Annotated in this window: 10 protein-coding genes; 1 reads left to right on the top strand and 9 read right to left on the bottom strand. The window is 72.7% G+C overall.

Annotated features, from left to right (window positions below; translation table 11 throughout):
* Positions 1-234: 234 nt before the first annotated feature.
* On the bottom strand, positions 235-1,614 hold the full coding sequence (locus AC3EQ1_RS01770) for a uracil-xanthine permease family protein (protein ID WP_432092437.1): 1,380 nt from the start codon (positions 1,612-1,614) through the stop codon (positions 235-237).
* A 315-nt stretch (positions 1,615-1,929) separates the two neighbouring features.
* On the opposite strand from AC3EQ1_RS01770, the gene AC3EQ1_RS01775 reads away from it, so the two are divergent.
* Positions 1,930-2,664, top strand: a complete 735-nt coding sequence (locus AC3EQ1_RS01775; RefSeq protein WP_432092438.1) for a DUF5995 family protein — start codon at positions 1,930-1,932, stop codon at positions 2,662-2,664.
* A 141-nt stretch (positions 2,665-2,805) separates the two neighbouring features.
* On the opposite strand, the gene AC3EQ1_RS01780 is transcribed toward AC3EQ1_RS01775, so the two are convergent.
* The 8 genes from AC3EQ1_RS01780 to AC3EQ1_RS01815 all read right to left on the bottom strand — a co-directional run bounded on the left by AC3EQ1_RS01780 (position 2,806) and on the right by AC3EQ1_RS01815 (position 12,818).
* Entirely contained in the window at positions 2,806-4,512 is a 1,707-nt protein-coding gene (locus tag AC3EQ1_RS01780) for a flavin monoamine oxidase family protein (RefSeq protein WP_432092439.1), read from the bottom strand.
* Positions 4,513-4,570: 58 nt separating this feature from the next.
* Positions 4,571-5,371 carry a carbon-nitrogen hydrolase family protein gene (locus AC3EQ1_RS01785; protein WP_432092440.1) on the bottom strand — a complete coding sequence of 267 codons (801 nt, stop codon included), beginning with the start codon at positions 5,369-5,371 and terminating at the stop codon, positions 4,571-4,573.
* Between the two features lie 143 nt (positions 5,372-5,514).
* Positions 5,515-5,901: a DUF742 domain-containing protein gene (locus AC3EQ1_RS01790; protein WP_432092441.1), complete on the bottom strand. Its 387-nt coding sequence runs from the start codon at positions 5,899-5,901 to the stop codon at positions 5,515-5,517.
* Positions 5,898-6,329 carry a roadblock/LC7 domain-containing protein gene (locus tag AC3EQ1_RS01795; RefSeq protein WP_432092442.1) on the bottom strand — a complete coding sequence of 144 codons (432 nt, stop codon included), beginning with the start codon at positions 6,327-6,329 and terminating at the stop codon, positions 5,898-5,900. The genes AC3EQ1_RS01790 and AC3EQ1_RS01795 overlap by 4 nt, the downstream gene beginning before the upstream one ends.
* The gene (locus AC3EQ1_RS01800) at positions 6,326-8,962 is read right to left on the bottom strand and encodes a nitrate- and nitrite sensing domain-containing protein (RefSeq protein WP_432092443.1); all 2,637 of its coding nucleotides are present in this window, start codon (positions 8,960-8,962) and stop codon (positions 6,326-6,328) included. Before AC3EQ1_RS01800 ends, AC3EQ1_RS01795 begins: the two co-directional genes overlap by 4 nt.
* 418 nt (positions 8,963-9,380) lie before the next feature.
* Positions 9,381-10,757: an MBL fold metallo-hydrolase gene (locus AC3EQ1_RS01805; RefSeq protein WP_432092444.1), complete on the bottom strand. Its 1,377-nt coding sequence runs from the start codon at positions 10,755-10,757 to the stop codon at positions 9,381-9,383.
* Between the two features lie 122 nt (positions 10,758-10,879).
* A complete protein-coding gene (locus tag AC3EQ1_RS01810) occupies positions 10,880-11,335 on the bottom strand; it encodes an Lrp/AsnC family transcriptional regulator (protein ID WP_351514878.1) in 456 nt (151 codons plus the stop codon).
* Positions 11,336-11,345: 10 nt separating this feature from the next.
* Entirely contained in the window at positions 11,346-12,818 is a 1,473-nt protein-coding gene (locus AC3EQ1_RS01815; RefSeq protein WP_432092445.1) for an amino acid permease, read from the bottom strand.
* Positions 12,819-13,192: the final 374 nt, after the last annotated feature.

Raw genomic sequence — 13,192 nt, forward strand, 5'->3', positions numbered from 1 at the left:
GCTGCCCGCACGCGCCGCAGGCCGTGTCCGGGCGTGTTGCGCCCGGCCGTGGCCTGACGTCCCTGGACATGTCTCCACGGTAGGTCCGTACGCGCTCCCGCGGCCATCGCGGCCACGGCGCGACGGGCCGGGCCGGTCGCCCCGCCCACTCGACAGGCCGCCCCCACTGCCCGGGCCGTTCGCCCCGCCGGATCGGCGTGGGCGAACGGGGCGGCACGGTAGCGGGCCGAGGGACTACACCCGCTCCGGTTCATCGCCCGGCACCGCGGCGTCGAACAGGGCCTTCTCCTGCTTCATGTGGGCCGGGGCGAGGTACCGCAGGGCGTGGTAGCCGGTGAGGACGATGATGGTGCCGAGCGCGATGCCGCTGAGCGAGAACGAGTCGGTGAACTCCAGGGTGACGTTGCCGATGCCCACGATCACTCCGGCCGCGACGGGCACCAGGTTGAGCGGGTTGCCGAAGTCGACCCCGCTCTCGATCCAGATCTTGGCGCCGAGCAGGCCGATCATGCCGTAGAGGATGACGGTGATGCCGCCGAGCACGCCCCCGGGCACGGCCGCGATGACCGCGCCGAACTTCGGGCACAGCCCGAAGAGGATCGCGAAGAGGGCGGCGGCCCAGTAGGCGGCCGTGGAGTAGACGCGGGAGGCGGCCATCACACCGATGTTCTCGGCGTAGGTGGTGGTCGCGGGGCCGCCGACCGAGGTCGACAGCACGGACGCGGCACCGTCGGCGGCGATGGCGGTGCCCATCCGGTCGTCCAGCGAGTCGCCGGTCATCTCGGCGACCGCCTTCACATGGCCCGCGTTCTCGGCGATCAGGGCGATCACGACCGGCAGGGCGACGAGGACGGCCGACACCTCGAAGCTGGGCGCGTGCAGGGTGGGCAGCCCCACCCAGTCCGCCTCGGCGACGCCGCTGAGGTCGAGCCGCCAGTGGTCGACGGCCTTGCCGCCGCCGATGGGCGAGTTGATCTGCCCGAAGATCCGGTCCAGCACCCAGGAGAGGACGTAGCCGAAGACCAGCCCCAGGAAGATGGCGATCCGGTTCCAGAAGCCGCGGAGCGCGACCAGGGCGAAGCCGGTGAACAGCAGGGTCGCCAGGGCCGTCCACTGGTCGGTGGGCCAGTAGGTGCCCGCGGCGACCGGCGCCAGGTTGAAGCCGATCAGCATCACGACCGCGCCGGTCACCGCGGGCGGCAGCACCGCGTGGATGACCCTGGCCCCCAGCGCCCGTACGGCCATGCCGCAGGCGAACAGCACGGCGCCGACGACGAGCAGCGCGCCGGTGAGGGTGGCGGCGGAGCCGCCCTCCTTCGCGATGATCGCGGCGACCCCGACGAAGGACAGGCTGCTGCCGAGGTAGCTGGGGATCTTCCCCCGGGTGACCAGCAGGAAGAAGATCGTGGCGACGCCGGAGACCAGGACGGCGAGGTTCGGGTCGAGGCCCATCAGCACGGGTGCCACGAAGGTCGCGCCGAACATCGCCACCACGTGCTGGGCACCGAGGCCGATGGTGCGCCCCCAGGACAGCCGCTCGTCGGGACGGACCACCGCGCCCGGAGCGGGAGTCCTCCCGTCACCGTGCAGCTTCCAACCCACTCCGAGGCGCATGTGCGAACTCCTGACGTGCCCGAAGCGGGCGCTGTGTCGATCCGACCGAAAACGGAGCCACGGTAATTCAGCCGGGCTCGTTCTCCCGCATCGGGCCCGCCTGCGTCTCCGCCGCCGCACCGCCCGGGTCACCCCGGGGGTCCGGAAGCCGGTGCGGGAGGCCCCGGCGGACGGACGTCGGCCCGCGCAGGCGTGGGCCGGAGCCGGGGCGGCAGGGGGCCGAGGTGGGAGCGCACGATACCCCCGGTTACGCCGTTCCGGTCACACTGTTCCGTAAGGGCCGTTTCCGCCGGTACGTCCTGTCACCCTGTGCGCATGACGACAACGCGCTCCCCTTCCTCCCCGGCGCTGGGCGGGCACGCCTTCCGGGCGCCGGCCGACGAGGTCTCCCCCGCGCTGGGCAAGGTCGCCGCGCGGATGCGTGTGCTGGACGCGGCGCTGCCGGAGCGGGACGGCGTCGCCGTCTTCAACCGGGTCTATCTGACGGTCACCGAGGAGATCGCCCGGCGCGGGTCCACGGGCTGGTTCCGGACCCCGTTCCTCGCCTCGGAGCTGGCGGCCCGCTTCGCCCGCCGCTATCTGGCGGCGGTGGACGCCGAGACGGCCGGGCTCCGGGCCCCGGCGTGCTGGCGGCCGCTCTTCCGGCACCGCCGTCATCCGGGGGTGCACCCGCTGCAGTTCGCCCTCGCCGGGGTCAACGCCCATGTGGGGCACGATCTGGCGCTGGCCGTGGTCGACACCTGCCATGCGCTGGACTGCGAACCGGCGGCGCTGGAAGCCGACTTCGAGCGGGTCGGCGATGTGCTGGAGGCCCTGGAGGAGCGGATCCGGGAGGATCTGATGCCCGGTCCGGACCTGCTGGACATCGCCGACCCGATGACCCATCTGGCCGGGTCGTGGAGTCTGGAGCGGGCCCGCACCGGCGCCTGGGCGGCGGCGCGGGTGCTGTGGAGCCTGCGTCATCTGGAGGAGCTGGCCGGGGAGTTCACCGAGCGGATCGACGAAGGGGTGGGCCTGGTCGGGCGCTTCCTGCTGACGCCGCTGCGCTGACCCTCGGTACCCGCCCGGTCCGGCCGCCCGGAGCCCCCGTGCACGCCGGCCCCGGGTCCCGCTCGGCCCCGGGGCATGGATACGGGCCGCCGCCGCGTCGGTCACGTGGCGGCGGCCCGGGGTCACGGCCGGCGGTGCCGGTCAGTCCTCCGGCAGCTCGACGGGCGCGATCTCGTCGTACACGTCGCCGGGGCCGGGGTTGGTGGCGTCGGTCTCCCCGCCGAAGTGGTGCATCACGCCCCAGACCGCGTTGAGGGCCGTCTGCACCGCGCCCTCGGCCCAGCCCGCCGTCCAGGAGATGTCGTCGCCGGCCAGGAAGATGCCCCGCTTGTCCTCGGGCAGCCGGTCCTGCATGAAGTGGGTGAACAGCCGCCGCTGGTAGCGGTAGTGGCCGGGCAGGTTGGCCTTGAAGGCGCCCATGAAGTAGGGCTCGTTCTCCCAGGACACCGTCACCGGGTTGCCGATGATGTGCTTGCGGATGTCGACCTTCGGATAGATCTCCGACAGCGACTTGAGCATGACCTCCATCCGCTCGTTGGCGTTCAGCGGCAGCCACTTGAGGCTGTCGTCGCACCAGGTGTAGGAGAGGCAGATGACGGCGGGCTCGTCCGGCCCGTTGTCCAGCAGGTAGGTGCCGCGGGTCATGCGGTCGGTGAGCGTCATGCTCATCACGTCGCGGCCGGTGTCTTCGTCCTTGTCCAGCCAGAACGGCCGGTCCACCGGGACGAACAGCTTGGAGGACTCCATGTAGTGGGTGCGCTCCACCGCCGTCCAGTGGTCGATGGGGAAGAGCGAGTCATCGCAGTCGATCTTGCTCAGCAGCATCCAGCTCTGCGCGGTGAAGATCGCCGCGCGGTAGGTGCGGATGTCGCCGGTGGCGTCGGTGACGGTGATCCGGTTGCCCGACGTGCGGTGCAGCCGGGTCACGGCCGGGCGCGGGTCCCCGCCGTGCAGCGCCTGCAGCGAGGTGCCGTACGGCCAGTGGACGATCTTCTCCGGCTCGCGCTCCCACAGCCGCAGCGGGAGCTGCTGGCTGCCGCCGACGATGCCGCGGTGGTCGTCGTCGGCGCCGGTGTAGACGACGCGCAGGATCTCCAGGATGGAGTTGGGGAAGTCGGTGTCCCAGCCGCCGGTGCCGAAGCCGACCTGGCCGAAGATCTCCCGGTGCCGGAAGGACTTGAAGGCCTCCGACTCGCAGAGGAAGCCGTAGAAGGTCTGGTTGTCCAGCTTCTCCACCAGCCGGGCCCAGATCTCCCGGATCCGCGGGACGTCGCGCTCGCGCAGGGCCCGCTGCATGTCCGAGAAGTCGGCGCCCTCGTCGAGGCAGGCGTTCCAGGCGTTCATCACCTGGGTGTACACCTCGGGCAGCTCCTCGACCGAGGTGGCGTAGTGGGACTCGCCCTTGAGGTCGACGACGGTCGACGGGGTGTCCGGGGCCAGCGGGTTCGGGAACGGCTTGGTCTCCAGGCCCACCAGGTCGATGTAGTGCTGGAAGGCGGTGGAGGACGGCGGGAAGCGCATGGCTCCCATCTCGGCCGTCAGATTCTCGTCGCAGCCCTCGAAACCGACCGTGCGCAGCCGCCCGCCGATCCGGTCCGCCTCGTAGACGACCGGCTTGAGGCCCATCTTCATCAGCTCGTAGGCCGCGATGACGCCGGACAGGCCGCCGCCGATAACCGCGACCTCCGCGCCGTGCTCGGTCGCCGGTATGGAGCCGAGACCGGCCGGGTGGGCCAGGAAGTCGTCGTAGGCGTACGGGAAGTCCGGGCCGAACATGGTGATGGGGGGCTCGGCCTGGGCTTCGGCGTGCTGCTCGTCGTGGACGGCGGTGGGCACCGTGGACGTCATCGGCGGGACTCTCCTACTGCGGGGGGGACGTGCTGGCGGGGGTGAGGGCGGACCGAGGTCAGCCGAGCGAGTCGTACAGCTCGGGGCGGCGGTCGCTGAGGTAGGTGTTCTCCGCGCGGGAGGCCTTGAGGAGTTCGGGGTCGACGTCGGCGACGACGAGGTCACCCGAGGCGCCGGCCCGGGCGCGGACCGTCCCGTCGGGCGCGGCGAGGCAGCTCAGCCCGGCGAAGTCGAAGTCGCCCTCGGGGCCGCAGCGGTTGGCGTACCCGATGTAGAGCTGGCTCTCCCAGGCACGGGTCGGCAGCACCGTCTGCGCCACGATCTCGTACGGGCGCATCAGCGCGGTGGGGACGAGCAGCAGCTCGGTGCCGGCCAGGGCGTGCGCCCGGACGTTCTCCGGGAACTCGACGTCGTAGCAGATCAGCAGGCCGACGCGGACGCCGTCGAGGTCCGCCTGAACGACCGCCCGGTCGCCGGGGACGAAGGATCCGGTCTCGAAGTCGCCGAAGAGGTGGGTCTTGCGGTAGTTCGCGAGACGGGTGCCGTCGGCGCCGATCAGCTGGGCCGCGTTGTGCAGGGCGGAGCCGCCGCGCTCCGGGTAGCCGTAGACGATGGCCACCCCGTGCTCGGCGGCGATCTCCGCGACGCGCCGGGCGGAGGGGCCGTCGGCCTCCTCGGCGAGGTCCGGCAGGGCGTCGCCGACGGCGTACCCGGTGAGGTACAGCTCGGAGGTGACCAGTAGCCGGGCACCGGCCCCGGCCGCCTGCCGGGCGGCGTCGGCGAGCGCGGCCAGGCTGTCCTCGCGGGTGTGCGGGACGCCGCCGGGGCCTTGGAACAGCGCGATGCGCAGCGGCGCCATGGAACCTCTTTGCTGGGACGTGCGGGTCTGTCGGGGTGACGCATCGACGGTACGGTCCGCGTTCACAGCCGGACAAGGCACGTCCATTGCCACTGCCGCACGATCCATTGCGCGAGGTGGCGCCTTCGCGGTGAATCGTTGTGCTACAGCTCGCGCAGCCGTGCGACGACCTCGCGGAGCAGCCCGGCGTCGGGCCGGTCGGCGGGGGTGGTGGCCGCGCCGATCCGGACCAGCCCGGCGTCGACCAGGTCACCCAGCAGGACCCGGACGACGGTGAGGGGCAGGTCGGCGTCGGCGGCGAGCTCGGCGAGCGGGCGGGAACCGCGCCGGATCAGCTTCAGCAGCGAGGTCCGGGCATGGTCGAGCGCCTGCTCCGGCTCGGCCTCCTCCACGGCCGTGATCGGTGCCATCAGGTCGATGGGGTGGTCGGTGTCGGGACGGGTCCGGCCATGGGTCACGGTGTAGGGGCGCACCATGGGCCCGGTCTCGTCCTCGTACCAGTGCGCCGCCCCGTCGTCGGATTCCGTCATCTCCCGGCGGCCTCGGACGCCGAGCGCGCGGGAGCGGCCATGTGGCGGCCGGCCCGCTTGACGAGCAGTGACATCTCGTAGCCGAGCTGCCCCACGTCGGTCTGCACATCGGCGAGCACCGCCAGGCAGCTGCTGTCACCGGCCTGGGTGACGAAGAGGTACGCGTCCTCCAGCATGACCATGGTCTGCCGCACCGATCCGGCGCCGAACCGTTCACTCACGCCCTTGGCGAGGCTGTGGAAGCCGGAGCAGACCGCGGCGAGGTGCTCGATGTCCTGGGTGGGCATGCCCTCGGAGGAGCTGGTGGCGAGCCCGTCCGAGGAGAGCAGCACGGCCTGGCGCACATGGTCGGTGCGGGCCACCAGATCGTCGAGCAGCCAGTCGAATTCACCTGTCGTGGCAGGGGTGTTCGGCGTCTCGCCTGTCATTGTTCGCTCCCGTGGTCGGTGTCCGGCTGCTGCGGTTCACTGTCGCGTCCCCGCCTGAGTCCGCGCTGGAAGGCGCCGAAAATCGCGCCCATTTCCTCCGGTGAGACCTCTCCGCCGCTGTCCTCTCCGCCCCGGCCCTCCGTCGTGCTCTCCCCCCAGGATCCCCCCGGCTGCGCCCGGGTGTCGGTGCGCAGCTGGGGCGCCAGGCTGGCCTGGCGGATCCGGGTGGGCAGTTTGCCGGAGCCCGCGCTCCCGGTCCGCTCGGTCGTCGTCCCGGCGGCGTCCGTGGACGCCTCCGCGGCGGGTGCCTCGCGTTGCGGGAGGGGCTCCGGCCTCTTCATACGCCGGGGAAGCCCATGGTGTTCAACGGCCGGAGCGGCGCCTGGCCCGTCCGTTCCGGACGGCTCGGCAGGTGCGGAGCCGTCCGGGACGGGCTCCTCCGGCGCGGGCTCGGCGGGTGCCGGTTCGGCGGATGCGGGCTCGGCGGACGCGCCGGGTCCTGCGGCCTCGGTGGGCTCGGGCGGCTCAGTCGGCTCGGTGACCTCGGTGGGCTCGGCGGATGTGGTGCCGCGCCCCGCGGGCGCGGCGGTCCCGGCGCCCGACGCTGCGCCGGCCCGGTCGTCCCCGCCCGCCGGCTCCGGCACGGCGGCAGGGCCGCCCGGCGCACGGTCGCCCTCCGGGGCGTTCCCCGCCACGGCCCGGGCGTCCTTCGCGGGCATGCCCTTCCGGCCGGCCCGCGGCTCGCCCCGCCCCTCCGCGGGCAGCTCGGCGAGGATCGTGTGCGGCAGCAGCACCACAGCCGTGGTGCCGCCGTACGGGGACCGGCAGAGGGTCACCCCGATGCCGTGCCGGCCCGCGAGCCGGCCGACCACGTACAGCCCCAGCCGCTCGGTCTGCGCCGGGTCGAAGTCGCCGGCCCGCGCCAGGGTGCGGTTGGCCTCCTCCAGTTCGGCGATGTCCATGCCGAGTCCACGGTCGTCGATCTCCAGCACGACGCCGTGCCGGGCGTCCCCGAGCCGCATGGTCACCTGGGTGTGGGGCGGCGAGAAGACCGTGGCGTTCTCGATGAGTTCCGCGATCAGGTGCACGACGTCGGCCACGGCCTCGGCGACGACGCCCACCGCCGGCATGGGCGGCACGACCACCCGCGCGTAGTCCTCGATCTCCCCGGCCGCCGCGCCGACCACCTCGACCACCGGGACCGGCTTGCGCCACCGGCGGCCGGGGGCCGCGCCGGAGAGGATGATCAGGCCCTCGGCGTGCCGTCGCATCCGGGTCGTCAGATGGTCGATACGGAAGAGCTCCTGGAGCACATCGGGGTCGTTGGTCCGGCGTTCCAGGGTATCGACGAGCTTCAACTGCCGGTGCACCAGTGCCTGGTTGCGCCGGGCGATGTTCAGCAGCACGGCGAAGACGCCCTTGCGCAGGCTCGCCTGCTTGACCGCCGCTTCCACGGCGGCCCGGCGCGCGGTGTTCAGCGCGCTGCCGAGCTGGCCGAGCTCATCCTTCCCGGCCGTCTCGTCGCCGTAGAACAGCGGCGGGGCCGCGGCCGCGGCGTCGACCTCCTCACCGGCGCTCAACCGGGCCATCACATCGGGGAGCTGACGGGTCGCCAGCACATCGGCGGCGTCCCGCAGGTCCTCGAGGCGACGGGCGATCCGGCGGCCGGTGCGGACCGACAGCCAGAGGGACAGGCCCACCGCTGCCAGCCCGACGCCGCCCGCGACACCGGACCGGAGCAGTTCCTCGCCGGCGAAGCCCCGGCCGCGGGCCGCGGCGTTCCGGGCGGCGTCGCTGCACAGCTGCATATAGCGGTCGACCGCGCGGTCCGTGGTGGTGCGCCACGAGTTGGCGGCGACGGCCCTTCCGGCGCGCTCCCGGCCCACCGTCAGCAGGGTGTCCTCGGCTGCGGTGAGGGAACGGTAGGAACGGCCGCGCTCGAATGCGTCGAACATCGCGCGGGAGTCCTCCGGCAGGGCCGGGACATAGGTCCGCTGGAACACCCGCCGGTCCTCGATGGTGGCGGTGAGCTCGTGGTACTGCCGGGCGTCGAACCGTCCGGCGGCCCGCGCCCCCGCCACGAGGGCGTCCTCCCGGGACACGAACTCCCGCACCCGGACGAGCTCGACGACGACCTGCGCCTCGCGGGCGAGGTGTCCGGCCTGGAGCGCGGTCAGTGAGGACTGGACGGCGAAGGTCGGTTCGACCATCTCGGTGTAGCCGTCGACGGCGTGGTCCCAGCTCACCTTGCGGTCGATCACCCGCTCACGGAGCGCGGGCAGTCCGTCCACGGCGTCCACCATCGCGCCCAGGGAGGAGCGCTGGCGCTCGGTGAGCCCCTCCACCCGCTCCGGGTGCCCCAGGGCGACCCGCATGGCGCGCACGGCCTCGTCGGTGCGGCGCTGCTGTTTCGTCAGATCGGCCACCCGCATGGTGCCGTTCCGGGCGCCCAGGTACTCGGCGGACAGCCGCCGTTCGATCTGGATCTGGCCGACCGCGGTGTCCACCGGGGTGCCGAACTGCTCGTACACCCCCTGCAGACGGATCAGCGCCCGCAGGTCCCCGGTCATCGTCACCATGGCGAACGTCCACAGACCGAGCAGCGCGGCCGTGGGGATCAGGGTCAGGGTCACGATCCGGGTGCGGATGGTGGGTTGGCCAGAACGCCGGCGCATGATCTCCCCGGGGGGCTGGTACGGGTGCGGGAGGCAGGGTCCCGGGCCTCGGCGATCGCTGGGTCACCGTACCCGGACCCGCACCGTATCCGGCCGGGGAGCAGGGAATATGCGCTGGTGGCGGCCAAAATGACGAACGTCACTCCGGCCCCGGCGGCACCTTGGGCCACTCTGTCACCTCTGTAGGCATTCACCCCTTTCACCGCGGGCTCGCTCCGACGGCCGCATCCGAAGCGGGTGCCGGGCCGTCGGAGCGGTGTCCTTACGGACGAACCAACCGGTCCGGCGGCGCAGGAAGCCGGGCGGGCAGGGACGGTCAGCACGTCGGCACAGGCCGGGGGCGCGGCCCGGACAACGGATCGGGCCGGACGACGGATCAGGCACGGGCCGCCCGGTGAACCGGCAGGCCCGCCTGCCCCGCCGCGTCGAAGCCGTCGTCGACGGCGACCACGTCCCGCCCGGCCGCGTCCAGCAGGGAGGCGGCGATCGCCGCGCGCAGGCCGCTCGCACAGTGCACCCACACGGTGCCCGGCGGCACCTCGCCCAGGCGGCCGTGGAGTTCGTGGACGGGGATGTGCACCGCGCCGTCGATCCGCTCCTCGGCCCGCTCCGACGCCCGGCGCACGTCGAGGACCACCACGTCCGCCGCCCCGCGTGCCCGGAGCGCGGCCAGATCCGCGAACCCGGCGCGGGGAAAGGACCGGGGTGCCTCGCCGTCGCGCAGCCAGTCGGCGGGGCCGCCGGTGGCGGCCGCCGCGGGTCGGTCGATGCCGACGCGGACCAGTTCGCGCTGGGCGTCGGCGATCTGCTCCGGTGTCTCGGCGAGCAGGGTGACCGGCTTCCCCCAGGGGATCAGCCAGGCCAGATAGGTGGCGAGCTGCCCGTCGCCCTCGAAGTTCAGCGTCCCGGCGACGTGGCCGTCGGCGAACGCCACCCGGTTGCGCAGATCGACCACCCACTCCCCGGCGGCCAGCCGGTCCGCGATCAGGGCGGCGTCGGCGGGCCGCGGCGGTGTCAGATCGACCGGCGGCGGCCCTTCCGCGTTGGCCGGGCCCATGTGGGCGTAGTAGGCGGGCACGTCGTCCAGGCCGGCCAGCAGGGCGGTGACGAAGCTGTCCACGTCCTCCAGCAGCGCGGCGTTCCGCCGGCGCTCGGCGCCGATGGTGGTCTCGTCGCCGGTCACCGGCGAGGAGGAGCAGAAGCTGCCGAAGCCGTGGGTCGGCAGTACGGGCACCTCGTCGGCCAGTTCGTCGGCGAGCCGGTGCGCGGAGGCGTGCTGCGCTCGGGCCAGCGGCTCGGTCAGCCGGGGGTCGACCAGGTCGGTGCGGCCCACGGCACCGATGAGCAGGGAGCCGCCGGTGAACGCGGCCACCGCCCGGCCGTCCTCGGCGAGGACGTACGCGGTGTGGTGCGGCGTGTGGCCGGGGGTCGCCAGCGCCCGCAGCTCCAGCCCCACGTCGACGGCGGCGGTGTCCCCGTCGGCGACCGGCTCCCGGGCGTACGCCACCGTGGCCCCCGCGGGCACCAGGTAGCGGGCGCCCGTCGTGCGGGCGAGCTCCAGCCCGCCGGTGACGTAGTCGTTGTGCACATGGGTCTCGACGACCAGGCCGATCCGCACGCCGCGGCGCGCGGCGGCGGCGATCACCCGGTCGATGTCACGCGGTGGATCGACCGCAACGGCGGTCCGGCGCCCGCCCGCCAGGTAGCTGTGGTTGCCCAGCCCCTCGGTCCTCAGCGTGTCGACGAAGTACACGGACGCGGCCCCTTCCCGGCGGATTCCCGTGGCGGATCACCACACCCGTCCGGGTATCCCGTGGGACGGCGGCGTACTCGGGGAGGGAAGGATTCCGGTGACGGGGCGCGGCCGGCGGCCGGTCAGGCGGGCGAACCCGAGCTGTAGCGGCGCAGCAGCGGGGAGAGGACGAGCACCGACTTGGTCCGCTCCACGTACGGCTCCCCGGCGATGCGTTCCAGCACCCGCTCGAAGTGGCGCATGTCGGAGGCGAAGACCTGGACGATGGCGTCCGCGTCACCGGTCACGGTCGACGCGGACGCCACCTCCGGGTAGCGCGACAGGCCGCGGTGGATCGACTCGGGCGAGGTGTTCCGACGGCAGTAGATCTCGATGAAGCCCTCGGTCTCCCAGCCGAGCGCGGCGGGGTCGACGCGCACCGTGAAGCCGGTGATGGCTCCCTGCTCCCGCAGCCGGTCCACGCGCCGCTTGACGGCGGGCGCGGACAGGCCGACCTCCGCGCCGATGTCGGCGTAGCTGCGGCGGGCGTCCTCGGCGAGGGCGTGGACGATGCGTTCGTCGAGTTCGTTCAGTCGCACTGCGGGTGGATCACTTCTCTGCTGTGGCCAATCGGGAACGGCGCATGCCGTATCCGAAGTAGAACACAAGGCCGGCGGCCATCCACGCTCCGAAGACCGCCCAGGTCACGGAGTCCAGGCTGAACATGTTGTACACGCAGAAGCCGAAGCCGATCAGCGGCAGCAGCGGGGACAGCGGCACCCGGAAGGTGCGGTCCATCTCCGGCCGGGTGCGGCGCAGCACGATCACCGCGATGTTCACCAGGGCGAAGGCGAAGAGGGTGCCGATGCTGGTGGCGTCGGCCAGCTGGCCGAGCGGGATGGCGGCGGCGAGCACGCCGCAGAAGAGCGAGACGATCACGGTGTTCGCGCGGGGGTTGCCGCTGCGCGGGTTGACCTTGGAGAACACCTTCGGCACCAGGCCGTCCCGGGACATCGCGAACAGGATGCGGGTCTGGCCGTAGAGCACGGTCAGGACGACGCTGGCGATGGCGATGACGGCGCCCGCGGCGAGCAGGACACCCCAGAAGCTCTGCCCCGTGACGTCGTTCATGATCCCGGCGAGGGCGGCCTCGGAGCCCTCGAACTTCTTCCACGGACGGGCGCCGACGGCGACCGCGGCGACCAGGACGTACAGCGCGGTGACGATGATCAGCGACAGCATGATCGCGCGCGGCAGGTCGCGCTTGGGGTCCTTGGCCTCCTCACCGGCGGTGGAGGCGGCGTCGAAGCCGATGTAGGAGAAGAAGAGCGTGGCGCCCGCGGCGCTGACACCCGCCATGCCGAGCGGCATGAAGGGGGTGTAGTTGCCGGCACGGATGCCGGCGAAGGCCACGGCGCAGAAGAGCACCAGCGCGGCGATCTTCACCGCGACCATGATCGCGTTGGCGCGGGCGGACTCACGGGCACCGCCGAGCAGGAACGCCATGGAGAGCAGCACGACGAGCAGCGCGGGCAGGTTGAATATGCCGCCGTCGCCGGGCGGGGCGGCGAGCGCGTCGGGGATGGTGAAGCCGAGCGTCCCGTTGAGCAGTTCGTTGAGGTACTCGCCCCAGCCGACGGCCACGGCCGCGACGGACACCCCGTACTCGAGGATCAGGCACCAGCCGCAGACCCAGGCGACGAGTTCGCCGAGGGTGGCGTAGGCGTAGGAGTACGAGGAGCCGGAGACCGGGATGGTGCCCGCCAGCTCGGCGTAGGAGAGCGCCGAGAACAGCGCGGTGAGGCCCGCGATGATGAAGGAGATGGTGACCGCGGGGCCGGCCTTCGGCACGGCCTCGCCGAGAACCACGAAGATGCCGGTGCCCAGGGTGGCACCGATGCTGATCATCGTCAGCTGCCACATGCCGAGCGAGCGCCGCAGCGAGCCGCCCTCGCCCTGGCCGCCCTCGGCCACCAGACGTTCTACGGGCTTGCGTCGCACGAGGCGGGCACCGAAGCCTGCGGGCGCCGGCCGCGACGGGTCGCGGTCCTCGGCGGTTGGGGCTGAACCGTGGTCCAACACTTGGGGTGGCTCCTTCATCGCTGCCGGTCAGGCGGCGGCGACCCAGCGGCGGGTCCGTGCGGGCACGGCAGAGGAGCCCGCAGCTGAGAGGAGACCGCCGAGCAGACGGTCCCCGCCACTCCACGTACAGCGCACGACCCTATGAGCTGGGCGCTCCGCCCCGTAATGCACGAACCTTGCGCATTCGTGCACCATCGTTGCGCCCAGGTCGCGCGCACGGCGAATCGTTGCAGGTCATCGCATGAATCAGCAAATTCGACCGCTCCGCGTCCGGTCCGTCACACAGTGCCGCGAGACCTCCGGAGTGCACGATTCCGCCCGGGTTTCGGCCCCCTTCGGTGAGCCGGTTCGGAGCTTCCGCTTCCGGTGCATGG

Source organism: Streptomyces sp. bgisy100 (assembly GCF_057709105.1).

Excerpts from the sequence above, each read along its gene's own strand:
- AC3EQ1_RS01795 (WP_432092442.1), bottom strand. The coding sequence starts at position 6,329 with ATGACAGGCGAGACGCCGAACACCCCTGCCACGACAGGTGAATTCGAC.
- AC3EQ1_RS01785 (WP_432092440.1), bottom strand. The coding sequence starts at position 5,371 with ATGGCGCCGCTGCGCATCGCGCTGTTCCAAGGCCCCGGCGGCGTCCCG.
- AC3EQ1_RS01780 (WP_432092439.1), bottom strand. The coding sequence starts at position 4,512 with ATGACGTCCACGGTGCCCACCGCCGTCCACGACGAGCAGCACGCCGAA.
- AC3EQ1_RS01775 (WP_432092438.1), top strand. The coding sequence starts at position 1,930 with ATGACGACAACGCGCTCCCCTTCCTCCCCGGCGCTGGGCGGGCACGCC.
- AC3EQ1_RS01770 (WP_432092437.1), bottom strand. The coding sequence starts at position 1,614 with ATGCGCCTCGGAGTGGGTTGGAAGCTGCACGGTGACGGGAGGACTCCC.
- AC3EQ1_RS01790 (WP_432092441.1), bottom strand. The coding sequence starts at position 5,901 with ATGACGGAATCCGACGACGGGGCGGCGCACTGGTACGAGGACGAGACC.